At 42.3% G+C, this 26,029-nt stretch carries 18 protein-coding genes and 2 riboswitches; all 18 genes read right to left on the bottom strand.

The window, feature by feature from the left end:
* Nucleotides 1–299: 299 nt before the first annotated feature.
* On the bottom strand, nucleotides 300–659 hold the full coding sequence (locus BIY37_RS09955; RefSeq protein ID WP_070067696.1) for a DUF2149 domain-containing protein: 360 nt from the start codon (nucleotides 657–659) through the stop codon (nucleotides 300–302).
* Nucleotides 660–1,004: 345 nt separating this feature from the next.
* Nucleotides 1,005–1,634, bottom strand: a complete 630-nt coding sequence (locus BIY37_RS09950) for a MotA/TolQ/ExbB proton channel family protein (protein WP_070067692.1) — start codon at nucleotides 1,632–1,634, stop codon at nucleotides 1,005–1,007.
* Entirely contained in the window at nucleotides 1,631–5,767 is a 4,137-nt protein-coding gene (locus tag BIY37_RS09945; protein WP_070067691.1) for a cobaltochelatase subunit CobN, read from the bottom strand. The genes BIY37_RS09950 and BIY37_RS09945 overlap by 4 nt, the downstream gene beginning before the upstream one ends.
* 139 nt (nucleotides 5,768–5,906) lie before the next feature.
* Entirely contained in the window at nucleotides 5,907–6,302 is a 396-nt protein-coding gene (locus BIY37_RS09940) for a DUF4430 domain-containing protein (protein ID WP_070067690.1), read from the bottom strand.
* 300 nt (nucleotides 6,303–6,602) lie between these two features.
* Nucleotides 6,603–8,720, bottom strand: coding sequence for a TonB-dependent receptor domain-containing protein (locus tag BIY37_RS09935; RefSeq protein WP_070067689.1), 2,118 nt, complete (start codon nucleotides 8,718–8,720; stop codon nucleotides 6,603–6,605).
* 35 nt (nucleotides 8,721–8,755) lie between these two features.
* Nucleotides 8,756–8,953, bottom strand: a riboswitch (cobalamin riboswitch).
* Between the two features lie 165 nt (nucleotides 8,954–9,118).
* A riboswitch (cobalamin riboswitch) is annotated at nucleotides 9,119–9,390 on the bottom strand.
* A 40-nt stretch (nucleotides 9,391–9,430) separates the two neighbouring features.
* Nucleotides 9,431–12,352, bottom strand: coding sequence for a DEAD/DEAH box helicase family protein (locus BIY37_RS09930; protein ID WP_070067688.1), 2,922 nt, complete (start codon nucleotides 12,350–12,352; stop codon nucleotides 9,431–9,433).
* Nucleotides 12,352–13,542, bottom strand: coding sequence for an RNA-binding domain-containing protein (locus tag BIY37_RS09925; protein WP_070067687.1), 1,191 nt, complete (start codon nucleotides 13,540–13,542; stop codon nucleotides 12,352–12,354). Before BIY37_RS09925 ends, BIY37_RS09930 begins: the two co-directional genes overlap by 1 nt.
* A gap of 178 nt (nucleotides 13,543–13,720) precedes the next feature.
* On the bottom strand, nucleotides 13,721–15,397 hold the full coding sequence (locus BIY37_RS09920; protein WP_070067686.1) for a putative DNA binding domain-containing protein: 1,677 nt from the start codon (nucleotides 15,395–15,397) through the stop codon (nucleotides 13,721–13,723).
* A 361-nt stretch (nucleotides 15,398–15,758) separates the two neighbouring features.
* Nucleotides 15,759–16,163 carry a hypothetical protein gene (locus tag BIY37_RS13695; protein ID WP_201789425.1) on the bottom strand — a complete coding sequence of 135 codons (405 nt, stop codon included), beginning with the start codon at nucleotides 16,161–16,163 and terminating at the stop codon, nucleotides 15,759–15,761.
* Between the two features lie 11 nt (nucleotides 16,164–16,174).
* Nucleotides 16,175–17,878 (bottom strand): site-specific DNA-methyltransferase, encoded by a 1,704-nt coding sequence (locus tag BIY37_RS09915; protein WP_201789424.1) that lies wholly within the window; start codon nucleotides 17,876–17,878, stop codon nucleotides 16,175–16,177.
* Nucleotides 17,879–17,890: 12 nt separating this feature from the next.
* Nucleotides 17,891–18,679, bottom strand: a complete 789-nt coding sequence (locus tag BIY37_RS09910) for an AbiJ-NTD4 domain-containing protein (protein ID WP_070067685.1) — start codon at nucleotides 18,677–18,679, stop codon at nucleotides 17,891–17,893.
* A 272-nt stretch (nucleotides 18,680–18,951) separates the two neighbouring features.
* A complete protein-coding gene (gene arsB, locus BIY37_RS09905; RefSeq protein ID WP_070067684.1) occupies nucleotides 18,952–20,124 on the bottom strand; it encodes an ACR3 family arsenite efflux transporter in 1,173 nt (390 codons plus the stop codon).
* A gap of 6 nt (nucleotides 20,125–20,130) precedes the next feature.
* Nucleotides 20,131–21,669, bottom strand: coding sequence for a cobyric acid synthase (locus BIY37_RS09900; RefSeq protein WP_179129362.1), 1,539 nt, complete (start codon nucleotides 21,667–21,669; stop codon nucleotides 20,131–20,133).
* A 320-nt stretch (nucleotides 21,670–21,989) separates the two neighbouring features.
* Nucleotides 21,990–23,087, bottom strand: a complete 1,098-nt coding sequence (gene cobD, locus BIY37_RS09895; RefSeq protein WP_070067683.1) for a threonine-phosphate decarboxylase CobD — start codon at nucleotides 23,085–23,087, stop codon at nucleotides 21,990–21,992.
* A 35-nt stretch (nucleotides 23,088–23,122) separates the two neighbouring features.
* A complete protein-coding gene (locus BIY37_RS09890; protein WP_070067682.1) occupies nucleotides 23,123–23,977 on the bottom strand; it encodes an energy-coupling factor ABC transporter ATP-binding protein in 855 nt (284 codons plus the stop codon).
* Nucleotides 23,971–24,759 (bottom strand): cobalt ECF transporter T component CbiQ, encoded by a 789-nt coding sequence (gene cbiQ, locus BIY37_RS09885; protein WP_070067681.1) that lies wholly within the window; start codon nucleotides 24,757–24,759, stop codon nucleotides 23,971–23,973. The genes BIY37_RS09890 and cbiQ overlap by 7 nt, the downstream gene beginning before the upstream one ends.
* 66 nt (nucleotides 24,760–24,825) lie before the next feature.
* A complete protein-coding gene (locus BIY37_RS09880; protein ID WP_070067680.1) occupies nucleotides 24,826–25,161 on the bottom strand; it encodes a hypothetical protein in 336 nt (111 codons plus the stop codon).
* Nucleotides 25,136–25,903, bottom strand: coding sequence for an energy-coupling factor ABC transporter permease (locus tag BIY37_RS09875; RefSeq protein ID WP_201789423.1), 768 nt, complete (start codon nucleotides 25,901–25,903; stop codon nucleotides 25,136–25,138). Before BIY37_RS09875 ends, BIY37_RS09880 begins: the two co-directional genes overlap by 26 nt.
* Between the last annotated feature and the right edge of the window lie 126 nt (nucleotides 25,904–26,029).

Here is a 26,029-nt window from a genome sequence, read left to right as displayed (position 1 = left end):
ATCAATATTTTGTTCACCCATAGGGTTTGTGAGCGAAAGTACGCTGAATAGTTACAACGTAACAAATACATGTCCATGCAAGTGTCATTGAGAGGACGACAACCCGAAGCAATCCCTGGTGACAGGATTGCTCTGGTCGCTATGATGCTTTCGGAGTTCATTAGGGATAGAGATGCTGTTCAGGAGTTATTTTCCGGGACTTTTCTTATAAGATTGTTAGAAAGATGCTGGTTAGAGTAAGATAGAAAAAAACCTGCCGGGAATAACGTAATAAGCACACGGGTTATAAAAGGTGGTAATTATCTCTCCCTATTATTTTCCGGCACATAGACTACCTTTCCATCTTTTAGCCGGTATGCTGTGCCCAGACGGGTGCCTTCTCCCTGTAAATTCCTGTCCGTGACCTTTTCAACCTTTATCTGCTTCCCTTTTTTTGTAACAATCTCTACCTGGCCGTTGTCATTACTTCTGACCATAGTGATTTCTGTCTTTGGAGAAAGGAAATCGAGCAGACTGTAAGCGCTTATCAGCGCCCCGATAAGGCCAACAATAAAGACTACTCCCACATCAAAAAGATTGGCAACGCCTGACATGGGATCTTCCTGATGAAGATCAACGTCCTTTCCAATAACCCTGCGTCTCTTTTTAAGGTATCTCATATTGTAATAATCCCAATCCATGACAAATTCATAAGAAAAACGTAACGCTTTATTTTTTGAAACACCATGACGACGTAAAGTAAATCCCGCGTGCTGGTTCAACTCTGACGGGGTTTCAGAACCCTGTCAGAGTTGTAAAATAGCTGAGAAGTCATATTTTTTCAAAAAAACTAAAGTGTTACAGAAAAACAAAGAAAAATCGTATCGCTTTAGTTTTTGAAAAATATTCACTGATTGTGAACCCTTTGAAAATAGGGGGGCTCCATGAATTGGTTCTCCCTTGTATAATATCTTCATTATTGGAGACGCTTTTCAAAAAAGTAAAATGAAATGAAAGATCTTAAACTAACTTTTCATAACACATTCAGTAAAATACTCAAGGTTCTTTATATCTTCATGAATCCACCGATTTTTTACGGTGGAAAGAAAATAGGCAGTAATCCCGATTGCTAATCCAACGACAGTTGTAGTAAAGGCAATGATAATGTTGCTGGATAACTTTTCGAGATCACCCTGTGATAAGGCTGATAGGGCAGGTCCCATGGGGATTATGGTTCCCATTAACCCAAGGGTGGGGCCCACGCGAATCATAAGGCGAAGTGTGTCCAGGCCTTTAACCATTTTTTGTTCTATGCTTTGCAATAAATATTCTACACGAACCTCTCTGCCAGCAGTATCCTTTTTTAATTCGCCGGTAAGTTCCTCAAGATATTCCCGAAAATAAAATGGCATCTCCTGGATTTCCTGAAATTTTAGATGCAGGGTATTCTCATTGCTATGTTCCATAAAGGATTCTACAAACTCTTTCGGCCCTTGCTTCCGGGTTTGCTTCTTTCGTTCCAGATATTCAAAAACAAACCCTCCAAGAGTTATAATCATCCAGAGAAAAAAGGCGACCAGTAAAATCATGACCGGATAGAGCATGGCTGATGACAGAACGGATAGAATGGTTTGCAGCAGAGCAAGCAGGTTCATGACCTCCTCCTTATCCAGCCGTAAACGAAAAGGCTGAAACATCCCGCCGCAACAGCAACGGTAATCCATGGTGTATCTGATTTTTGGGCGCTTGGGTTGCTCTCATAAGTCTTTACCTCTTCCATCTCCAATCCCTTGACGGTTTCGGTCCTTTTAACCCCTTCGTTCTCTGCTATTTGTTCGTCCGATTTTGCTGGTGGAGCCTGTTGTTCTCCTTTGTTTTGCGAGATTGCCTGGGCCTGGACTATTTTATCCATTTCTGCCTTCTGTTCACCGGGGGGTTTGCCGGAGGTTGCTTGCATAACTTCAGCAAACGTATTCAGGGTATCAGAACTTATAAGCCCGGGGGCGTTCAGAATATCCATGGTGTACTGCTGGAATGCAGGATTGTTGCAGGTGTGCTCACAGCAGGCGGCGCCGTGCGTTGCCACCGTTTCCGCATATTCCTTCGCCAGGGTTTGTTTGATATTTTCCGTGGGCTGCCAGTAACCTTTTCGTATGGTTTCAAGCATTCGGGCAGTAATAGCCTGATAGGCATAAGGGTTCTTTTCGCTGAAAAATTCTTCCAAATCCATGCCGTATTTGTCAGTCACGTAAACTTCAAACATCTGTTCCCATCGGGCGGCGTCCATTGTCTCTGGTGCGGTGACCTGCCAGCCCCACATATTTTCTACAATTTCGGCCATCTTGTTAGCGCCTTCAAAACCCTCCTTCTTCATCCCTTCAATCCATTGCGGGTTCAAATAGCGCGACCGTAATTCCATACCCATCATCTTGTCAATCGATGTCATTTCAGGTTTGACGGGATTCATCATATTCGTGACGGCAAGTTCTGGTGATTTTCCGTCCAATTCCCTGACCGCTGCAGCAAGACCGCCCGCATACATGAAAAAGTCGTCATTATCAAGAGTTCCATAAAGATTTGTCGAGCGGCTGTGAATGACCATTGTGGTTCCACTCAGAACCATTTTATAGACTTCTTCCATAGGCTCCCCCCATAGACCGTTCCCATATCCATAGCTCATCCGTTTTAAATATTCATCTGCCACAACAGAGTCGTTTTCCCAGGTTCCGCTTGCACTTACTATGCGAGAAACGTTCAGATCGTAACGTCCCGGGGCTTCATCAAAGATTCTAATGGCCGCATATTGTTCGGCCTTTTTCTGCGGCCAGCCTTGCTGAATCAGCTTGCCGGCAACTTCTCTGAAATGTTGTTGCACATAATTGTCCTTTTCATCAAGGTTTTTTACCATCTGGACGGCCTGGTCAATGTATTGAGTCAACTGTCCAAACATCTCTTCTGCCGCTGAAGATACAACGACATCGATTCGAGGACGTCCCAACTCTTCTTTTGGTATGATTTTTATCCCTGCTACCTTTCCCCATTCATTCCAGACAGGTTCAACTCCCAGCAAATAGAGTATCTGAGATTCCAGCACCCCTTCGTGGCGTATAGTCTCAGTGCCCCATATCACAAAGGATAATTTTTCGGGAAATTTACCGTCATTTTTTGCCCGATAATCATCAAGGAGTTCTTTTGTTAATTTTGCACCCACTTGCCATGCCTCTTTTTTAGGGATTTTATCCGGGTTGAAGGCATAAAAGTTCTTTCCTGTCGGCAAAGAATCGGGATTTCTCACAGGATCATTTCCCGTTCCCGTAGGAATATATTGTCCATTCATAGTCTTGATCAGATTGGATAATTCTCTCCTTGCACCTTCCTGGATATTTTTATCCAATTCATCAACAGAAGTTTCTTTTGCAACTTCCTGAATTGCCTGAATCGTTGATAAACGAAGTGATGCATCTGGAGCAGCGCCGAATGTATGAAGCCCATACGGCATATTAAGCTGTTTTAACTCCCGCAGATATCCTTCTATTTTATGAATAACTTCGTGTTCGTATCCCGGCAAATTGCATGTGCTGGCATCCATGTTTCTCGCTGGCTCTTTTAACGAAAACTGCCTGTTTTCTGGTAATGTTGATTCTTCTCCTGCTTTTCTTTCCTGTGAAATTGAGGAAGTGGATGTAGCGGAAGCAGTTTGGGCTAAATTTATAGCCGACTCGTCAATCTTAATATCCTTATCGAGTCCCAGGCTTTTTATTTTCTGCATAATATTTTCCATATATTGTTTTGCATGTTCAGCACCCTGGGCAAGCGCCCGACTATGATCACCAATCAATTCTTCCAGTTCGGCATATTCATGATAGAGTCCGCCTTTTTTAAGAGGGGGTATCATATGGTCGATGACAACTGCAGAGCCCCTTCGTTTTGCCACGAGCCCCTCGCCAACGTCATCCACAATATAGGGGTAAATTACGGGTAAGTCCTGAATCAATGCCTCTGGCGGGTCATCGCCGGAGAGTCCGCCGCTCTTGCCCGGCAGCCATTCGTGTGTGCCGTGCGTGCCCAAATGGATAACGGCATCTGCGCCAAAGCCATATTTCAGCCACAAATAGGCGCCTAAATACTGATGGTGTGGCGATAGATCTTTGCTATGATACATAGCCTCCAGGTTCTGAAGCCAACCCCGGACGGGCTGGGGGAGGATGACGGCATTTCCCTGCTTTACGGCAGGGATTACCATATATTTCTTCTTTTGCGCGGGGTCAGTCCACATCATCACATTTGATTCCTCGACAGGTCCCCAGTCCTTATTAACTTTTTTTATAAAATTTGCAGGCAGGTTTCTGCACCACTTTTGATACGTCTCCAGCGGCAGTAAGACGCATCTTTTGTTTTTCACCATTTCATCAAGCTCACCCGGTGCCCAATTCCCAATGTTTCTTCCATACTTCAGGGAATTTTCAAGAAGGGTATCCGCGTTAACCGCTTCATTGCCAACATCAAATCCCTCTTCTTTCATCTTCTTCAGGATATTATCAATGCTGGCAAAGGCATTCAGATAGCTGGCGCCAATATGCTGTTTCCCGGGCGGATAATTCCAATAAAAAATAGCCACCTTTTTGTCCTTATTATTTTTTTTCTGTAAGTTGATCCACGCTTTTATACGATTGACAGCACGGTTGATACGTTCTGGTATGGCCTTCCGGTATTCGGCATAAAAACCGGTTTCTTCGTCCCTTTCCCGGATACGATAGGAGGCGACGGTAGGTTGTATAAGGCCGGCAATTTCGGGGATTGCCAATTGCCAGCTTCCTTCCAGGGAGCTTAGGCCTTCCGGATCGCTTTCCCATTCCTTTCCATCTTTTCCGTAGAGGGTAATCAGATTGATTATTGGCGCCCCACATTTTCCCAACACATCGGTGGCCTTAAAGTCTGAAAAACGAAATAAAAAGGATAGTATGCCTGAAACCTTTGTGCTTTCTTTCATATCAGACAATATCTTTTCAACAACAGCAGCTTCGGGATAACCAAAGGCAATAAAGGCATTCAAACCCTTTTCTTCAAGGAGACGAACCAATTCGTCTTCCGCCTCGTTTTGATCCCGCTCACAAAATGCTGAATACGTTAAAACCGCCACCCATTCCGCCCCCTTTTTAAGGTAACCCGTTTCACGGTACCAGCGCTCAAACTCTTCAAAGGTTTCAAAAAACATTCCCTGTGAATTATGACGATGATAATAGCCATTTTTCAGACGCTTTTTTGGTAATTCTATTTTTATTCCAGGGATTTTTTCGTATTTGTCCAGAGAGAATAGCACCATATTTTGAAAATTTTCAACACCATCGTACTCGAAATAGGTACGAAACTCTTCATCATAGGTAAAACCTAGCTCGAGGTATTCCTTGTCCATTCCTCCCGATTGGCTTATCGGGAGTATGCGCGCACCATTGGATATGGCCTTTTTAATCACTTCACGATCGAAACCTGCTTGTGTTGAAGTAGAGATTCTTATACCCATGATATCGATAACAACAATATCAGAATCCTCAATCTCGCGGGGATCAAAGTTCATATCCAGGTCTGTCTTGCTGATGAGCTCAAAATCTATGCGCTCTTTCAGAAAGGGATACTGAGCCCAGATATTTTTTATTGCTTTAACAACAGTGGGAGTCAGGTAAGGTCCCACGATAAAACGGTATTTTATTGGCTTGATCTCTCTTGCAAAGGAAGACGGTTGGTGGACTGCAAGAAAGATTAACACAAAAAGGATTAAATATCTTTTCATTGTTTACTCCTGAACTGTACAAGACGGAAAAGACAAAATTGAAATATGAAATTGTCTATATCAACCCTGTCAGGGTTTAAAACCCTGACAGGGTAAGTTTTCATGCTTTTACCAAAATGTAAATAATCTTTAATTGATACTACTTACAAGACTCACCAGCGGCTTTAGGACTGCAAACATCCTTAGTATATATCCATTTCAAATGGTCGCCTTCCTGAAGTACATATTTACTGGCAACAGACGTTGCATGTTTGCCATTGAGGTCATAATACCAGGCCATTTCCCCTCTTTTCCCTTCAACACCATCAATGGATACAACCAAAAGGTAATCGCCAATTTTCCTGGTCTCAACTTTTGCAACGGATTGAAGAGATTCCAGGGCGGTAATACCCGGTTTCCAGGTTGTTTTCGTCTCACGGTTCTGTTGTATTCCCCCGTAATTAATTTCAATGGTGACATCCTGGCTGGCGCTGTATGCTGCGGGTAAAATCACAAAAAAAATAAATATTCCCAATGCTTTCATCATGTGCTTCATCTTACAACTCCTCCTTAACATGCTAAGTTTCTTAAATAAATAATTCTCGCCATATTTTGCTTACCGCCGTAGTTTCGTGCTCATTCTGGAAATGAGGGTGCAATGTGCACATACGGGGCAATTCAATCGTCCGCGATTACGCTTGCCATTACCCTTCTCACCTCCATTGGTGAAAAATGAGGGTGGGAGGGTGACCCCAATTTGTTTTTCATTATTACGTATCAATCGTATTTTTTGATTTCATCTCCTATCTTTGTTAACTATAAAAAGCGGCTGCCGGTATCACACAGCCCTGTATCTTTAGAACTTGAATTCCAGTCCACAATATGCCGTGAAGCCAGGGGAACCAAAGCCCGGCACTTCTTCATAGTGATAATCGAAAAGGTTTTCAAATCTGACATAAGCAGCCATAGATTTTGCGATGTCATAGCGGGTAACCTGGTTGACTGTCCAATAGTTATCCATCTCCTTGCCATCGCTATCTATTCTGTCCCTGTCCATTACTCCTGTTACATTCAAATTCAATTTTGCAAGAGGTTGTGCATTAATCCCAAGTGTTGCTCTATTCCTGGGCCTTCGGGGTAATTGCCGATCCGTGTCCCTATCTCTCGTGTCTGTGTAAGTATACGTTCCCGTTAAAGAAAATTTAGCGTGCGGTTTATAGGTTATGATCGTTTCAATTCCCTCTGACTCCGCCTTAGCTACGTTTTCTGCTAAGTAACTACCATCCGGCTGCACCGCTGCAGTAATTAAGTTATCAAAGTTATTTTTAAAATATGTGATGTCCATGGTTAGTTTATCTTTCAGGATTTCTTTTCCGATTCCAAAGTCCCAACCCTTGCTTTTTTCAGGTTTAAGGTTTGGATTGCCATAGTAGGGATAAAAAAGTTCGTTTATGCTGGGCGCTCTGAAACCAGTTCCCCAGGAACTGTGGAATCGTGTGCCGATCTTTTCAATGTTGTAAGATGCGGTTGTCCTGTAGGTAACCTGGTTCCCGAATGTACTGTAATCGTCACGGCGAATTCCAGCGGTCAGGGATAATGCATCAAAGAGCTTTATTTGATTCTCCGCAAAAACAGCGTTGTTCCAAAATGTCTCCCAATCGAACACCCCTTCATTTTTCCCTTTTTTAGTTTCATATTCATACCCAACAGTTAATGTGTCATTTTCAAAGAGAGAAAAGTCGGATTGATGCTCAAACCGCCATAGTCGTGTAGGTATCCGATATTCGCCCTGTGCATCAGTCGGGTCAAAGCCTTTCAATTCTGTGTCGTTAACTGAAAAGAGAAATGAGGGAGTCCATAGATCGAAAAAAGTTTTACTTACCTTCGTAGAAAAAAGAATCTCATCTGTTGTTACATGCCGATCTGGGTCATCAGTTAAACCAACACCGAATACATACCCATCGGTTTCATAATCAGAGTGCGAGCCTCGTACGGTCGTATCAATCCTTCCGTTCTTCAGAAAATTCCAACCGAGTCGTGCAGAGCCGGTAAAATTCTCGTAGCCATCCTTTTCACTTCCGCTGCTGGCTTGTGATATTCCATGGGTTTTCAGGTAGGAAGCGCCTATGGAGTAGTCGAATTTTTCTTTCCCGCCTGAAACGTTAATTGTTTCTCTATAGGTATCACGCATCCCGTATTCTGTTCCCAGGGTAACTTTGGTGTCTCCCGCGCCTTTTTTCGTGATAATATTGACAACACCACCCATTGCGGAGGAGCCATACAGTGTGCTTTGAGGGCCGCGCAGTATCTCAACCCTTTCAATGTTGTTAGTAGTAAGATTTGCAAAGTCAAATCCTCCGGCTGTTGGGCTATTCATCCTGACACCGTCAACGAACACGAGGGTTTGGGCAGAAGAGGCGCCCCGTAAGAACAAACTTGTCACCCCGCCTATTGGGCCGGTCCTTGTAACCTCAAGGCCTGGTGTCTGGCGCAAGACGTCAAGGAGCAGGGGCGATTTGCTATTCGTAATATCCTTTTCTGTAATAACAGACACCGAGCTGCCGACATCCTTTAATAATTGTTTCGTTCTTGTAGGTGTAATCACCGTTTCCTTTTCATCATTTTGTTCTTCGTGAGGCAAATCAATTTTGGGTATTTCTGGCGATGTCATTTCATTCTGAGGCGCTGATTTATCTTCTTCAGGTGTTGGCGCAGGCGTTGGTGTCGGGTCATCCTGATTATTTTCCTCTTTTGGAGGTTGGGGTTGATTTTCCTCTATTGGTTTCGCTTTTTCTTCAGGAGTTGGTTCTTCTATCGGCATAGGAATCTCTTCTTTGCCAGGCATACGGATAATAAATTGCTCTTGCAGAGGTTTCCATTCGGGAGTAGATTCGTCTGCCTGCTCTGCTGGCTCGGCCAAATATTCAAAACTGAGTATCGATACAAACATTATTACGATAATTAAATACTTCATGCGTATCCTTTCTTTTCCCCTCGGAAATAAGAATTGATAAAACGGGCGTTCAATCAGGTCTCCTGGCTCCCGGGTCTTCCTATTTTCTGCGCCTTCCCGGAAAACCGTTTAATCAGTTTTAGCCGTTTTAAACGGATTCCAGTGGCATCATGCAGCGTTCGTCGCCGGTTACAGTTGCGGGGCAGCTCCCGTTTTTACGGGATTCCCTGGACATTTGAACTATGATAAATATGAGAACATTATTCGAGACACGGATAAACAAAGTTTATCCGTGCCACCCTTTTCCTTTACGAAATTTCTGTACAACTAAAATAAAAAAGCCCATTCCTTCTCGGGGGGAAGAAACGGGCTTTACTGCATTAACATCAACGCTTCACCTCCTTTACTCGAAGAAGTATTTCCAGCACACATTACAGGCAGGTCTTCTGACTAGCGGATCATCCTACTGGTTGCGCCTTCCCGGAAACCGTTTCATCAGTTTAACCTGTTGAGACGGCCTTCCAGTGGTTTTTGCAACGTTCGTCCCCGGATACAGCGGCGGTACCGTTCCCGTTACTCCGGATTTCTGACATGAGGAATTACGCGTCAATTATTGTCAAAAATTAGTTGGAGTTGGGATTCCCTTTTCGTCCTGGTAAAACTATCAGGACACCGGTATGTGGAATCAATTCGTTTGCTATTTTTACATTACATAACGTATCCTTTCGATCTCAAAAAAGTGTGCCTTCAATACGCGGTTTTGTGAGTTTTGAATATTCCAGTATTTCATTGATAGAAGCCCCTTTTGATTGCATGCTATAAAACGTATTTTCACCTAAAAGGGCATATGACCACTCACAACCATCCCGATCATGTGGTTTTAACTCATTTATTTTCTTTAACCAGTCCAGGGCTGACCGTTTTTTCAGTAATACGTTTTCATCCTTTACATCTTTTTGTGCCTTTGTCTCAACAAGGTAAATATGATCTTTTGTTTTTAAGATAAAATCAGGACAATAAGACGACAAAATACCGTCACTCCTGATATAGTTCAAATGCGCGAAATCATGATAAATCTCACTAATCTTGAGAAACGCCTTTACCACACTGTCACTATCGCATGCCAGCATGAAATTCTTTTCCAGTTCACCTTTATTGGAAGGATACGGAAGCTTTTCATATATTGTTTTTACGATATCAAGAGAAAAATTCTCCCGCATTCTTAATTGCTGTACTTGCGAAAAATATTGCTTTATAACAATTGCATCCTGCACATCAACGGTGTTCCGCATCTCATATAATGCCTTGCTGAGTTCTTTTATTATGTGCTCTGTAATACCTTTTTGTGACAACAAAAGCACACGCCAATTATTATCTTCCAGAGGATTAAATTCCTGATCAAAGAGCTTGCATCTTATAAAGTCATCAATTAACTGCACCAGGTTGGCTTGATTAATCTGCATAATGGGATAATCTTTTGTGCTCCGCTGTGTAACCCTGACAACGGTGCTGGTAATTATCTTTACCATCTTTGATAAAAACTCATTGTAGCTTTTTGCCGTAAAAAGCTCAGCGGTAACTTTGTAGTCGCCAAACCTTGTTTTTACGGTCATTTCCTCTGAATAGAATGTTTCGCCTTTTTCACACACCATCAGTTTAAGCTGGTCGAGATTGTACCATGGCATATTTTTTAACTTGTCCAGAGAAGGCATCACATCTTTTAAAAATTCCTCTCGTTCCTGTGTTATTACAGGCCAGTACAGGTCATAATCTTTATAATTCTGTTTGAGTCCGACTTTGATAATATCCCCTAAAATACCTTCTCTATCCCCGGGTAATTCAGTTATTTCACCAACAAGCCCTTCTTTTATAAGTTCATCGTAAAATTCAATAAATGCCGGGTGTTCCACAATGCTTAATATATCTAAATAGTTCGAAGGCGCTTCCTTCCTTTTAAGAAGCCTTGTTCTGTTTTCTTCCTTTGCGTCCTGAAATTCAGGCTCTCTCCACATTAACCGCAACCCTCTTCCAAGTATCTGCTCCAAAAGAATGGGCGCCTGCGTTGAACGCAAAGGCACAATAACACAGATATTATTTACATCGAACCCTTCTCTGAGCATCAATACCGAAACGATGACTTTTGGTTTATCATGGTTATCAATATTAAACAGTCTTTGTTTAATCGTATCCCATTCCTTTGCAGGAATGCTTCCTTTCTTATCAGAGTCTATCTGGACAACATCTTCTTTACCAAGCCCTTCGGCATGTATTAAAAACTCGGTAACATAAGGAGAAACTGCTGTGTCCTCGCATATTACCAGCATCTTGGGATGTTTATCCGTAATGCCATTTTTATCTTTTGTAAAATCCGTAAATTCCTTTTCGAGTATTTTGAGTTTCGTCAGAGCAGCACGGAGCATCAATTTCTGTCCTTCTGACAACCCTATTACCTTATTGCCATCCCTCACTGCCCTGAAATCAAGCTCCATAGTGGCAATTTCTTTGCGTCTGTCCAGGGTAATTGTTTTTACAAGCCCCCCGTGAATTGCATTCCTCAAATCGAAATCTACAACAATATGCGGAAAATAATGTTTTGTCCTTCGCTGCCCGCTTCCTGTCACATCATAGGGAGTTGCAGAAAAATCAATTTGGATAAACTTCTTTCCCTTATTTTCCGATATTTTATTTAACGACTTCTGCCATTCCACCTCTGAAACAATCCCCGCCCGTTTTGTTTCGTGTATATGATGCGCCTCATCATTAAAAACAACGATGCTTTTTAAGTTTGCCAGATATTCGATTTCACCACCGCTTAGATATTTATTGTCCAGGGTATTTAAATCATGTCCGGCAGAAGTGCCTGGCATTACAGGGAATATTTCTTTAACTGCTATCGAAGGATCTTCAAGAGGTGAAATATCGTTATCAATCTCTTCTTCCTCCCCGGCAAGCAAATGCCAGTTGGTTATGGCAATTAAACCTGTACCGGTTACTTTACGTCCAATTTCTTCCTTCTTAGCAACACAGGTCTGGATGAATCCATAGATTTCATCCCTGTATGCCGGTGGGATAAACAGCTTTTCATATTGCTTAAAATCTGAAGCCTCGAAGTCACGGCTCCCATCTTCCTTTTGTTTTCCAAGGTAGGCGTCCAGCAATCTTTCATAAACAATCAAACCGGGGGCAACAAGCAGGAAATTCGTGGAATAGCATCCACCCGGTTTCTCTTCGTGTCTTGCATTCAAATACTGCCAGATAAGCAGGGCGTTCATTACCCACGTCTTGCCAGTGCCAGTTGCCATCTTCATGCAGTATTTGGGGTGGCTGAACTTGTCTTTTTTCAGGTAACTCAAATCCATCTCTGCCAGAATTTCATTGCTTATCATTGAATACAAATCAAACACAGATTCCGGCTGTAGTATTTCATGCGCATAAATCGTATTTAAAATCGCCTGCCGTTGTCCGTCGTGAAAGTTAATGTGACGGGTTTCCCTGAAGGAGTCAAAGAACCAGAATCTCAGTAAATCCTGGGTAATAGGGGTTACTTTTGCAAGAAATTCGCCGCTATCCCACGCGCTATTAACAAACCCTGTTATTTCCCTGGCAAATTTTAAGGGAATTTCTCTGGTGCCTGTGTTTAAGGGTATGGACATTATGTAATTTTTCCTCGTTTGTACATCGTTACCACTACCTCGTGTTCATCTTCTTTTATATCAAGTGTTGGATTTCCATTTTCTTTTAGCCACCGGTTGGATTTCGGAATGCCCTGTCCTGCCCGTTCAACCATATTCGCATCAAAAAAATACTGTGCCAATACCGGGTTTCTGTGATACTTGACGCCGACCTTCATCTTTTCAATCGTTATGGTATTGGGAAGACCACCCGGACTCTTAATTTCTATCCTGTCTTCATATATCCAGACGGCAATACCCGTTCCTGCTATCGTGTAATCCCTGTGAATAATGGCATTTGCCAGAATCTCCCGAAAAGCCTTTTCTGGATAATCGTAAAAATTAATTCGTTTCATCCCTTCAATCACAAAGGATTGCTTATTATAAAGATAAAAAAAGCTAACAGCGTCCTTAAAATTGTTAAATACATCCCGCTCAAAAAATTTCAGGTTTTCTTTCCCGTCGGTGATATGTGTCCCGGAAACCTTTACACACATGATTTCTGCCTGTGGCAAACATTTTGTAACACGGTCTTTTCCAAAAAGCAGGAGACCGGCAATTGTCGGACGGTATTGGTTGTCGGCAAAAGTAATCAGCTCAAGACTCTGGAACAGGCTCAGCTTGTTTTCTTCAGTCAGTTCAATGCCGCTTCTGTTATTTTTCAGATATTCCTTTATCTCATACTCATCCAACGCTTCCAGTTTTGCATAAGAGGCGGGGATAATTTCATAGTGAATATTTTGGGATGCCTGAAAGAGCCTCTGAAGTTCATCTCTGTTCTTTACCTCCCTTGTCGTACTGCCGTATCTCATATAGTAGCGGTTTGTCTTTGCAGCCTTATCCTCCATGTAATATGGTTTATTGCAGCCGTTATCAATTTCAACGACTCCGATGCGCTTATCCTCAATACTCATTTCATAATATGCTGGATTTATTACCGGTTTTATCGAATCAGAACATATATTTGCAATGCGTTCTTCATTGCCATCCAGTGTAATTCCTGAAATCTTCCCGGCATCATCAACGCCCAGAAGGAGGTAGCCGCCTCTATGGTTGGACAATGCGATCATCTCCTTTGCAAGCTTTTTATTATCAACGGTATCCTCTTTAAACTCTATATAAGAGTTTTCACCGCCTGCTATCAACTTCAGTATTTCTTGCTCCTGAAGCATTATTCCACCTCCAAGCAATTATTCAGTTTTTAGCGTATATTGTATAAGAGTTTCTCTATACCGCTTGATTATGCCTAAAACCCTTCTAATTTCTATCTAAATATCTCTTTGTTAACTACTGGTTTGCCAAATAGTTATAAAATATTTATTTATAATTTACTTATAATTTATTTATAATTTACTTATAAAATTCGGTCAAAATCCAATTAGGTTTTTTATATGATCCATTATTTTTAATGGTTTTATCCTTCCTTGCCATTTCAGCAAGTAAGTTTGTAATTTTATTTTGCTTCTGTCTTTCATCTAATGTATCTGACAGTTTGTCGAGTATTAAATTATTAATATCCTGCCTAGTTGCGGCTCCATATTTTTTTATAAAAGCTATTATCATTTTTTTGTAATACTCTTTATCAAAGGCACGGTTCCTAATATAACTTGCTTTATCTCCTGCAATAGCGGCAATTTTTGCAACAACAAAGAAATTAGGATACCTTCCTTCTATTAATTTTTGAGCTTTTAATAGCTTGAATTCATCTTTAGTAAGTCGTTGTTTTTTCTGCACTTTATCCAGATAAATAACTGTCTTGATATCCAGGTTTGTATTGTCTATGAGCATTTTTGTATAGTTTTCGTCCAGTACTTTCCCGATAATCCTAACCTTGACCTTATCAGGCTCGCCTAAATCGTAATCGGGCATTGGAAAATAACGGTTACGCTGCAAGATAAACATCTTTTTGATACCGCTACCAATGGTGTCTATCATATTCAGGTTAACCATTGCATTTACTAAAAATTGATTCCGGTAATATTCCTGAGGGGCATCTTGCTCAATTACTTTTTCAACCGAACCGGGAATAAAGCTACCGAGATTCGTAAAAATTAACTCATCCGGCTTTTCCACAACAGTGATTCGTCCCTTTAAACCATAATCCTGGTGCGCAATGCAGTTATGCAATGCCTCTCGAATTACATAAGGTTCATATTGTGTGATTTCCGTAGGAAACAAGGTGTTTTTAAGTAGATAGCGGTATTTTAAATTACGAATTTTGCTGTAAACAGCATCTGAATTTAGCAGGAAGGGTGGCCCAAAATGCTCATAATCCTTTTCCCAATCATTCTCATCTTTCAGAACCCAGGAAATTTTAGCGATGGAAGGACTAAGAAAATGTTCTGATTCCTCTTTGCCTAAAAGGATAATTGCAGTCCTTGTTATTTTATCCTGAATGGTTACTTTCGATTTATTGAGAAAAGCGATATCATCCCATTTATCTACTTCCTGGGCTTTTTGTGGAAATTTTTCTTTATATTTTTCGCGGGCTTTTATGATTGCATTTGGGTCTAATTCCTGAATAGTCGCCCCATCACAAATCTGAGCAGACCAATCATAGTCTTTAACCTGATTGCGAATCTGTTCTATTTCTTGTATATTTAAAGCGCCAATAGATTGACCATCCCTGCCATAATAATGCCCTTCCCAGGCTATTGGGATTCCCTTTGGCGCAGCAGGAATTTGAAACATAATTACGCGTCCTTCGGTCAAATGAAGTTCATGAATTTCCATAAATGTAATGCGGTTGGTTGTTTTGTTGGCTATTTCCAGTTTTAAACTGTCCAGACTATTTCTATGAGGACGGTACCGGGTACCAACAATATTTCTCGTTTTATTATCTATACCAAAAATCAACCATCCAGACGGCTTGCCTTTAAGATTGGCTTCATTGCTTAAAGCGGAAAAATATTCACCCAGTTTATGAAAATCATAATTATCTTTTGCTTCTTTAAACTCCAACCACTCGGTTTCTGAAGGTAAAGCCACAAATTCATCCAGTAATTTCTTAAGCTCTTCTTGTGTCATATCATCGTCTCTTTAAATTACTGCAGCAAAATTACGCTATTTCTTTGTAACAATTTAGTTTTTTGAAAAAATTCCAGTAATCACGATATTTTGTCGCACAGTGTAGGGACGCTAACCCTGACAGGGTTAATTCTATTGCGGCGATGTGTAGAGGCAATTCATGAATTGCCTCTACCATAATCCAAAAGATACACAATTGTTTCTTAAAACACTAAACTGTTATTAAAAACCTTTGTTTTTGTCACCCTGAGTGAAACGAAGAGTCTTGTGTTGTTACAACAAAAGATTCTTCGCTCCGCTCAGAATGACAATCATACTTCACTTGGCTAAATAATCACCTTCTTTATAATCTCCGTAATGGTTATTGCTCTATTTCCTTAATCACAACACTCTCAAACCCAAACACATCCACTGCCTTTACGCATATCTTTCTTTTGTGTTTAACTTTTGGAACTTTCAATTTGGCTTCAAGGATTACGTGGTGCGGGTCTGAATCGTTCGATGTGTTATCCCGGTAATCCTGCCACTTGCTCCTGAATGTCTCGCCGTCATAGTCAGGGTCAATAGACCAATATTCAATCAGCGCCAGAGGGTCTTTCTCGATTACTTCCTGCAATTTCTCCTTGTTTGCCTCGTCGAGCGGCAGGGCATCTGGCGAAAGCAGGACGTAGTTGTCCAAAGTAATGGTCAATTCATCCATATCAGCATCAATGCCTTTTACCTCTGGCTTTTTAATGGACAAATACTGTAAGGATGAAAAACGCACCTGTCCTGTCTTTAAGAGCTTTTCGTAACCTGCCTTTGTCTTGAGTTTATCGAGGAGATCGGGCGGTATAACCAGGACTTCAGTTTATCATCGTTCAATGCCTGTATCTGCGCGGCAATGTCAAAGACGAAATTCCAGCCCAGGACGACCACCTTCTTCCACCCGCCCATAAAGGATTCCCTTAGTTCCTGCGCCTTTTTCAAGGTGGCAAAACCTGTCAGTTTTGATGGAGAATCAACCATGACCAGCGTTTTGGATTCTTTTATGTAACCGATGTTGCGGTTGGGATTGTTTTCTTCCGGAAAGGGTATTGCGCCGTAAAGATTGAGCACTACATGGGCGAGATCGCCTACACGGCGGAATAACCTGCTTGAGGTAAAGACCTCTTTCTGGTAATCCCCAATGGATTGATAAAGAAACGGCTTTGCCTCCTGATCAATGAGGCGTTTGCGGGTGATCATGATGGCTGGTTTACCGATATCGCACACAATCCAGCGACGACCAAGTTTTTCGGCAACGGCAGCGGTAGTGCCTGAACCTACAAAGAAATCTGCGACAATAGAATCTTTATTTGATGAAGCTTCAATAATCCTTTCAATTAATGCTTCTGGTTTTTGTGTGTCATAATTAACAGATTGATTTCTAATTTGTCCAGTTATATCATCCCAAATTGTATTTAACGGATTACCAAGTTGTTCATCTAGATATCGTTTTTTATAAACTTTGTATTCTGTAAAAACCAATAAACCTTTCTCATCTAACTCCCGCATCGTTTCGATAGGACATCTCCAGCCGTTGGGTGGTGGTGTTGCGCCTTTGTATTCATAAAAATATCCAATACTTCCCTTAGGTTTTGTAAAGTGATCTAATCTGTATTTTCGCCCATTTTCAGCTGTTTTAGTGTAAAAATCATTAAGATAATCTTGTGAATAAGGCTTATAAAGCTTACTAAATATTCGTTCTGAACTTTTAGAATAATAAAGGATTCGATCATCAACTACTCCATATCGAGCACCATCATTATGAGAATCGCTTCTTTTCCAAACTACTTCATTTATAAAGTTCTCTTTCCCAAAAATCTCATCCATCAACACCTTCACATAATGTCCCACATGCCAGTCGATATGCACATAAATAGACCCCTGTTCGCTGAGCAATTCCCTCATGAGCGCCAGGCGTGGATACATCATCTTTAAGTAGCTCGCCGTCCCATCTTTCCATGTATCTGAATAGGCCGCCTGCTCAATAACGGTAGGTCTTTGTTCTAATGTAGCGCCGGGTAAAATAACCTTTGTACGGTAATCTGCCTTGCTGTCAAAGGGTGGGTCGTTATATATCAAATCAATCTTCCCGCGTATAGATGGTAAACCCGTTGCCGGATCGCCTGCAAGTAGCGCCTGCATCACAAGGAGATTGTCTCCGTAACACAAACGGTTTACCCATTCACCGCCAATTTCCGAATATAGTTTTTGCTGGCCACTATTGGATATACCTGTGAATCCAAGTTGTGACTCGCCAAAATATTTCTTTGCTTTTGGCTTGAAGTCAGGAGTTTGTCCCTTGAAAAGGCCCGATTTGTTCTTACAAGGCAGCACAAACTCATTTGTCTGCAACGTCAGCTTATGAGCAGAAGAAATCCTCTCCAGTATCCGTTCAACCTCCTTCTTCCCCTCAGCAACAATCTTGGGTAATTGTTCTATCAGTGATTCAGCCATATTTTCATCTCTCTATTTATTCTTCTCACACAGATAAGAAATCAAGGCAGCGGACAAATGAACTGTAAGTTCTGCTTCTGCAAAATCGGGCTTCGTGCCCTCTTTAATATGACGTGCCTGATTACTCGCAAATCCCCATATCTTTTCAATTGCTTTATCTATGGGTTGTGGAATCTTTATCTTTCCTATAATATCCCCAAGAGTTTTTTTGTGTTCACCTGAAATATCCCTAGCAACACATTCTAATGCAGCGATACTATGTTGAATTGCCCCAGTTATATCAGGTTCTGGACGTCTCGATAAATCTTTTATTGCCTCTCCAAGTTCTGATTTAGCCGTCATTCTTTTTGTTTCTTCTAACTGCTCCTTGGCGACAGACATTACCTTTTCAAAATCTTTTTCACCACGGGTAACGACTAACCCATTTGCAAGTTTCCATCCTATTCCCTCTTCAATAAAAAATTTATTTAACTCCTTTTCAAATGAATTTCTCCATACAAGTGGAATGTTCTTTTCTTGTGCAAGAACTTCACAAATCTCATAGACTTTAAACCACTCGCAACCCTTAATTAAATCCAAGCACTCTTTCATAACAGGCTCGTCAGACCAATTATCTTCGTTCTCGATCTCATGTAATTTTCGACACAAAACATCTCTGATATCTTTTGCCTTAAAACCAGCCTCAATGGCTATATCTAAAATAGCTTTCCGCAATCTGAGAGGGGCTTCATGACGTATTGTAATCTGCTTTGGTTCTTTTTGAAAACCGTGTCGTTCTGAAAAAGAAGGGTTATTTTGCATACTTTTTACTTAAATTAATTTATGTTTAATTAATACAAAAAGCAGTCTGTCATTGCAAGAAGTAAAGCAACGAAGCAATCTTAGGGAGGGAGAGATTGCTTAGCTATCGCTCGCAATGACAATGCTATATCAAATCATTTAAGATATTTATATAGCAAATCTTCCCGTATCATACCAAAATCTTTCAAACATTTTATCAGCTCCGTCCCGGCTATGCCCGGCTTTGACTCCATTATATCCTGTTTGCACAAGTAAATTGACTTTTCATAAAACTAAAAGGCAAACCAATTCCGTGTCTTATTGCAAATATAAACCAGAAATAGCATAGTGGGCACTTCAATCAGCACTCCGACTACTGTGGCAAGCGACGAACCTGAAGCAAGGCCAAAAAGCATCGTAGAAGTTGCAATTGCAACCTCAAAGTGATTACTTGCACCGATCATGGCAGAAGGCGCAGCATCTTCATAAGAAAATTTTAATACCTTAGCAAGACCGTAGGTTATCCAGAAAATAAGCATCGTTTGGATAAATAAGGGTATTGCTATCCACAGGATTGTCAACGGCTTTGTAAGAATTATTTCACCTTTGAACGAGAAGAGAAGAACGAGGGTAATCAGCAAGGCAATAATTGATACAGGTGTGAGCATATACAAAAATTTTTCATCAAACCACGTTTTTCCTTTTAGTTTGATTATCCACGTTCTTGAAAAATATCCGGCAACAAGGGGGAGTGCGACATATATTGCAATTGAAAGAACAAGTGCCTGCCAGGGGATGGGAAGCCGTCCGATACCTAAAAGAAAACCACCGAGCGGTCCATACAAGACAAGCATGGATAACGAATTTATTGCAACCATAATAAGGGTGTGTCCATCATTGCCTCTGGCAAGATAACCCCAAACGAGTACCATAGCAGTACATGGTGCAATTCCCAGCAGAATGCAGCCGGCGAGGTAACTCCTCCACAGGGGGATAAGGAGCATCTTGCCGCTATGATGCAGTGTTACTATTCCTGCGCCATGCCGAGAGCCAACAGCCCAATCGGCCCCTGGTGGAAGTTTTACAAAATCATAGGCATGCGTACCTATCGGATGAAGAAACAGAAAACCCAGGAAGAACAGGGCAATAGCATACATGGTAAATGGCTTAATTGCCCAGTTGGCAAACAGCGTCAACCCAACGGGTTTTATTGACTTGCCAGCCTTCAAAACCTCAGTGAAGTCAATTTTTACCATAATGGGATACATCATAAAAAACAGGCACACAGCGATTGGAACTGACACAACAGGCGCCTCATTTACCGTAATAGCAAGCCCATCAAGATATTTTGCAACAGCGGGGGCAAATTTGCCGAGACACACCCCGGTAATGATGCACAGTATTACCCATATTGACAGGAACTTTTCAAAAATACTAAGTTTTCTTTCGATTGTTTTCGTGTTCATGAACGCTTAAAGTGTGTCCAAGATTTTATAAATCATGTCCAAATCTATATTTCTCCGGACAATGTCCGCCAGTTCATCGTATTTCTGTTCTTTTATTCTTTTAAATTCTATGAGGTTGCCGGACGAAGGTGTTTGCCCCTTTTTCTTTCTCAGGTGTTGAATGAGATTAAAACGAAAGCCATCATTATCGAAGACGCCATGGATATACGTGCCGATGATGTTGCCATCGGCAGAAACACAACCGTCCAGGATATCTACCCGCTCGCCTGCCCGTTCGGTAATCCTTGCAAAGGGTTTAACGGGATTATGGCCGTTATACGTTGTTTCGCCCATATGAATCTCATATCCCGAGATCTCATCGTCTGCATGAAACAGATTTTCATGACCCAGCATGTGTGCCTTTACCTGGTAGGTCTGTTTTTCCCTGGCAAAGGTGGTGATTGTAGGCAATAGCCCTAGCCCCTGAATATCCTTGTGTCTTGATTCGACATGATGCGGGTCGTGGATTTCCTGTCCCAGCATCTGATACCCGCCACAAATACCCATGATCATCGCACCCTGCCCTGATAATCTCACCACTTCATCTGCTATGCCCTGATCCATAAGGAACAGCAGGTCGCCGATCGTATTTTTTGTGCCGGGGATGATAAGTAAGTCAGGATTTCCAACATCATGCGCCCTGTCGACGAAACGAATTTTTATGTCTTTCTCGTGGCGAAATATCGCAAAATCCGTAAAGTTCGATATACGCGGCAATTGAATTACTGCGACATCCACCGTGTTGTTATGCGGAACATCTGCCTTTTTGCCGCTTATAGTTTCAAGAGAAACGGAATCCTCATCATCGATATGCAACTGATGCAGGTATGGTATTACTCCTACGATGGGTTTCCTGATGCGTTCTTCCAGCATATCCAGTCCAGGTTTCAGGATATTCTTGTCTCCCCGGAATTTGTTGAATACGACGCCCGCCACCCGGTTCCTTTCACTTTCGGTCAGTAATTCAAGCGTTCCCACAATCCAGGCAAAGGCGCCGCCGCGGTCAATATCTGTCACCAATAATACGGGAGCGGATGCCATTTCTGCCATGCCCATATTGACAATATCCCCATCCTTCAGATTTATCTCGGCAGGGCTGCCGGCGCCTTCTATGACAATGACATCGAATTGGTTCCGTAGCGTATCGTAAGCTTCTTTTATGATTGAAATGAATTTGTTTTTCTTCTGATAATACTCCCTGGCAGTCATGTTCCCTATTGGCTGGCCCATAATAACGACCTGTGAACCGCGGTCACTCGTTGGTTTAAGGAGTATGGGGTTCATCTCGATCGCGGGCTCGATACCTGCTGCCTCAGCCTGTGCTACCTGAGCCCGTCCCATTTCCCTTCCATCTTTTGTCACAAATGAATTTAGGGCCATATTTTGCGCCTTAAATGGCGCAACCCTGAGACCGTCTTGTTTCAGAATACGACACAGGGCGCAGACCAGAACACTCTTGCCCACGTGTGAACCCGTGCCCTGTATCATGATAGATCTTTTTATCATACGTTTTCTGTTAATAATAACCGCGAAGTATCCGGAAAAATTAAAAGGTCAGAACAAGCCAGAAGAGTCAAAATCTGAAATTTGAAATTCGCGAATCAGCCCTGTCAGGGTTTCAAACCCTGACAGGGTTAATTTTTATACGGATTCGGATTTACAACCCGGACCAACAGGTTTTTTGTTTGGTATCCGGCGTATAGAAATTTCGTCTTCCCCTTTGATCCCCTTCACTGAGGGAACAACAAATGTTCCCCATTGACGGAGGGATGCGATGGGGGAGAGAAATGTTATCGTGAAAAGTGTACGTATAAGCCGACGAAGGCCTAATTTGCCAAGAAACCCGCCATGATAGATTTTCCGGCGACTATTTTCTTTAACGCCTCAATAAGCCTTATATTCTCAGTCCTGGTCCTCACCGCTACCCGAAAATATGAGTTATCGAGTCCTAAAAAGTTTGAACAGTCACGAATAGCGATACCATCCTCTATTAAACGCTTGCACAACGACGAAGAAGTCATCGTGTCTTGTTTTATTTTGACAAAAATATAATTAGCCGTTGGTTCATACGGCAAAAGTCCATCGATAGCGGATAATTCATGAAACAAAAACAATCGTTCACGGAACATAAACTCCCTGCTCCTGGAAATAAATTCACTGTCTTCCATTGCTGCCATGGCGGCATGTTGAGCCAGGGCGTTTACTGACCACGGCTCCTTGTATTCCACCATTTTTTTAATCAGATCCGCGTGAGCCGCAAGGTATCCGATTCGTATACCAGGAAAGCCATAAAATTTCGTAAGAGACCTCACGACAATCAGGTTACCCATTGCGCCCACATCGTCTATAACGCTGTATTTTTCAGGTGAATCAAGGAAATCTACAAACGCCTCATCCACAACAAATATTATGTCCGGATGCTGTTTTGCCATCTTTACGATGGCGCCTTTTTCTATTAACTGGCCCGTCGGATTATTTGGATTACAGAGAAAAACCATCCCTGTTTTTTGATCCCGAAAGTCATCTTTGCAATACCGAAAACCAAAGCCGTCTTTTTCCTTTAACACATGATTAATTACTTCCGTACAACTGCATTTCAGCGCCTCGGTAAATTCACTGAAGGTAGGCTGAAAAACAATTCCTTTGGCTGGCCTGAGTGCGCGTGGGATCAAATAGAATAACTCAGTAGAACCATTTCCCACAATAATTTCTTCCTCAGCATGTCCAATCTTCCGGGAGAGGTATTTTTTCAGGCTGGCACAATCGATATCGGGATAATGTAAGATATCGTCAAAGTTATCCATCACCGTCTTTTTAACTTTTTCCGGGTACCCCAGGGGATTGATGCTCGCGCTAAAATCGAGGATGCTGCTATTTCCCGGAGTAAGGAACGGTTTTATATTTCCACCATGACCTTTAAACATAATTTGTCCGGCAGAGACGACCTGTTAGGTTATCTCTACGTGTGAATTGTTAAATGATTGCTGATTAGTCTGTGCGTTAAAAACTTTCTTGCATCTCCCACGGTAAGGGGGAGGCTGTCCATGGGAAGATGATCTTCGTCTCTTAAAATCTGCATTAACTGGGCAATCTGGGGAAGTTCCAGGCAGGCATACGGTATTTCTGCTGCATTTGAAAATACTTCCTCAGGATCGCCAATCCTGAGAAGCGTGCCCTGATACATAATTGCCAGCCGGTTCATGTAAAGAGGCACGAGATCTATTGCATTGGTTGCCATAATGATCGTGATGCCGTGCTTACAGTTCAACTCCTTCAGCAGTGTCATCAAGGAAGTGACGCCGGCAGGGTCGAGTCCACAGGTAGGCTCATCCAGCACCAGGATTTCCGGTTTCATTGCAAGAACTCCTGCAATACAAACGCGCTTCTTTTGTCCGAAACTCAGGGCATCTACCGTTTTGTTGGCATAAAGCCCCATATTAACCAGAGATAATGCCTCATCCACCCTGCCTGCAATCTCATTCTTTGGGAAACCCAGGTTCATGGGACCAAAGGCGACATCCTCCCAGACGGATGGCGCAAACAACTGGTCATTCGGGTCCTGAAATACGAACCCCACTTTTTGGAATATTGCCTTTGGAGGATAGTTAGCAAAAGATTTTTGATTCAGCACAATTTCCCCGTCTGCCGGCTTCAGCAGACCATTGAGGTGCTTTAGCAAGGTTGTTTTTCCTGACCCGTTGGGACCGAGAATGGCCAAAAACTCACCTTTTTTGATATCGAGAGAGACACCACGTAATGCAACCGTTCCGTCATGATACCGGTACTGAATATTTCTGACCTGTAGCGTTAGCATAGGCGCATGTTTCCTATATAAACAAGGATGGGTATGATAAGAACCATTCCTATACATGAGATGTACTCTTTTTTCCCCCATGGTGGCAAGGGTATCGTCAGGATGCCACCACCCTCATACCCTCTGGCACACATTGCATCATGGGTTCGTTCTGCCCTGTCAAACGCACGAATAACAAGAAGCCCCCCCAAAATGCCAAGGGAGTGTATCGTTTTTTTCCACGAGACATGGCCTAGCCTTGATTTTTGAGCAGTCCACATCGTGGATGCTTCATCCAAGAGCAGGAAGCTATACCGGTACATAAAAGCCAGAAGTTCAATAACGGTATTTGGTATGCGAAACCAGGTCAATCCTGTGCACAGACGGCCGATCGTTGTGGTAAACGAGAATAGCATAAGCAATGAGACACCGCCGAGTATTTTGCTGCAGACGTGAAGTCCGCTCCATATCCCTTCTCCCCTGAAGGCCAGATTGTAGCCCAGGATTGAAATGGAAAGCCACACCTGCTTCCCTTCGTGCAGACTCTTAACGAGAAAGATAAGCATGGCAAATACTATGGGTAGAGACATGTTTCGAATGATTGCCGTAAAAGGGATTTTTATGGTAAAAAGTAAGAGAAAAGATACGAAAAGAAAAAAGAGGGGAACGGTTGCATTCTTTGTCCATACATTTAAAGAAAGCAATAAGGTGACGTAAAGCATTTTTATTCTTACGTCAATCCTTGTAAGCCAATTATCCTGACGGGCATAGAGATCGGAAAACGTATGGTGTAAAAATTTCATGTGATGTAATTTATGCCTTTGACAACTTTGTTCGCAGTCACGCACGGGGGAGAAGCATTGGTCCGCTTATTTTTCATAAAAAAGTCTTCGCACATTAAATCCCATGACGAATCCGCCAATCACCCCGGCAAGAGTAAATACAAAGAGAAGCAAATCTCCCTGATCGGTGTTAATATAAGGGTCGCGCGGCGGGTGTCCGTATTTTGATGCATATTTACCTACAATACTTACATCAATGCCAGTCCAGGGTGATTCCTCATTTGTTTGTATTGCTCGTGCCTCAGTTCTGTTTTCTGGTTCTTCTGCATAGGAATATGACGATACAGAGAGCAATGCCGACATGACAAAAATAATTGCAAAAGGGATAATTAGTAACTTATGTCCCCATGGATTTAGCTTCATTTTTGATCACTCCGAGGTTGAGCAAAATACCCGGGCGTCGTTTGTAAATAAAAACCATTACAAACCCCACTACGGCACCCTCAACAAGACAAAGGATTCCTTGCGAGGTCATCATAAACGCTGCAAATATTTCCGTTGTAGCCTTAACAAATGATCCACCGCCGTTGATCACGAGTAACCCTAATTCAAGAGATGTACCGAGATAGGTAAATATATCAGAGATCATACCGGCAAGAAATCCGCACCAAAAGAGCGGCAGTCTGCAGCGTTGTGCCATTTTAAAGGCAAAATAACCTGAAAATGACCCCAGGATACCCATAGAGAAGACATTTCCGCCCAGGGTGGTCAGTCCGCCATGGGCGAGAAACAGCGCCTGAATCAGTAAAGCAATGGCCGCCACCAGCACACTAACAAACGGACCTAGCAACACCGCGCTCATTCCTGTGCCGCATGGATGGGAAGTAGCCATTCCGCTCAGGGCAATGACAGGGATGGGAAAACAGGAGAACACAAACACCGCAGCCCCCAACAGCCCAACCATGGGCAGATAACTCGGTATCGTTCTCTTCTTCCGCTTTACCTGATACATACCGATCCCCACAAAGGGTGCTGATACGGCAAACCATGTAACAAACCACTGAAAGGGCAAGATTCCCTCCGTGATGTGCATTGCCTCTGCCGTACGTGCTGTAGCAAAAAATAACAGGAAAACCAGGAAAAATACTGGTATTTTTCTTGTCAACGAAATCCCTTTATTGAAACAAAAAAACCCATGCCTTCAACGGAGAAGACATGGGTTTTAGGAGATTTTTACGATCACAGATTTTCTCTTAGACGCAGATAAATACCCTGAATAGTTTGCCGTAAA

Origin of the sequence: Candidatus Brocadia sapporoensis (assembly GCF_001753675.2) — a bacterium.
Lineage (GTDB): Bacteria > Planctomycetota > Brocadiia > Brocadiales > Brocadiaceae > Brocadia > Brocadia sapporoensis.
This window is presented reverse-complemented; position numbering and strand designations above follow the sequence as displayed.

What these genes read in the sequence shown, in the direction of transcription:
- BIY37_RS09940 (WP_070067690.1), bottom strand. Translation starts at nt 6,302, where the DNA reads ATGAAGCACATGATGAAAGCATTGGGAATATTTATTTTTTTTGTGATT.
- cbiQ (WP_070067681.1), bottom strand. Translation starts at nt 24,759, where the DNA reads ATGAAATTTTTACACCATACGTTTTCCGATCTCTATGCCCGTCAGGAT.
- BIY37_RS09950 (WP_070067692.1), bottom strand. Translation starts at nt 1,634, where the DNA reads ATGAACCTGCTTGCTCTGCTGCAAACCATTCTATCCGTTCTGTCATCA.
- BIY37_RS09955 (WP_070067696.1), bottom strand. Translation starts at nt 659, where the DNA reads ATGAGATACCTTAAAAAGAGACGCAGGGTTATTGGAAAGGACGTTGAT.
- BIY37_RS09880 (WP_070067680.1), bottom strand. Translation starts at nt 25,161, where the DNA reads ATGAAGCTAAATCCATGGGGACATAAGTTACTAATTATCCCTTTTGCA.
- BIY37_RS09890 (WP_070067682.1), bottom strand. Translation starts at nt 23,977, where the DNA reads ATGCTAACGCTACAGGTCAGAAATATTCAGTACCGGTATCATGACGGA.
- BIY37_RS09915 (WP_201789424.1), bottom strand. Translation starts at nt 17,878, where the DNA reads ATGGCTGAATCACTGATAGAACAATTACCCAAGATTGTTGCTGAGGGG.
- BIY37_RS09945 (WP_070067691.1), bottom strand. Translation starts at nt 5,767, where the DNA reads ATGAAAAGATATTTAATCCTTTTTGTGTTAATCTTTCTTGCAGTCCAC.
- BIY37_RS09925 (WP_070067687.1), bottom strand. Translation starts at nt 13,542, where the DNA reads ATGCTTCAGGAGCAAGAAATACTGAAGTTGATAGCAGGCGGTGAAAAC.
- BIY37_RS09920 (WP_070067686.1), bottom strand. Translation starts at nt 15,397, where the DNA reads ATGACACAAGAAGAGCTTAAGAAATTACTGGATGAATTTGTGGCTTTA.
- BIY37_RS09935 (WP_070067689.1), bottom strand. Translation starts at nt 8,720, where the DNA reads ATGAAGTATTTAATTATCGTAATAATGTTTGTATCGATACTCAGTTTT.
- BIY37_RS09910 (WP_070067685.1), bottom strand. Translation starts at nt 18,679, where the DNA reads ATGCAAAATAACCCTTCTTTTTCAGAACGACACGGTTTTCAAAAAGAA.
- BIY37_RS09900 (WP_179129362.1), bottom strand. Translation starts at nt 21,669, where the DNA reads ATGATAAAAAGATCTATCATGATACAGGGCACGGGTTCACACGTGGGC.
- cobD (WP_070067683.1), bottom strand. Translation starts at nt 23,087, where the DNA reads ATGTTTAAAGGTCATGGTGGAAATATAAAACCGTTCCTTACTCCGGGA.
- arsB (WP_070067684.1), bottom strand. Translation starts at nt 20,124, where the DNA reads ATGAACACGAAAACAATCGAAAGAAAACTTAGTATTTTTGAAAAGTTC.
- BIY37_RS09930 (WP_070067688.1), bottom strand. Translation starts at nt 12,352, where the DNA reads ATGTCCATACCCTTAAACACAGGCACCAGAGAAATTCCCTTAAAATTT.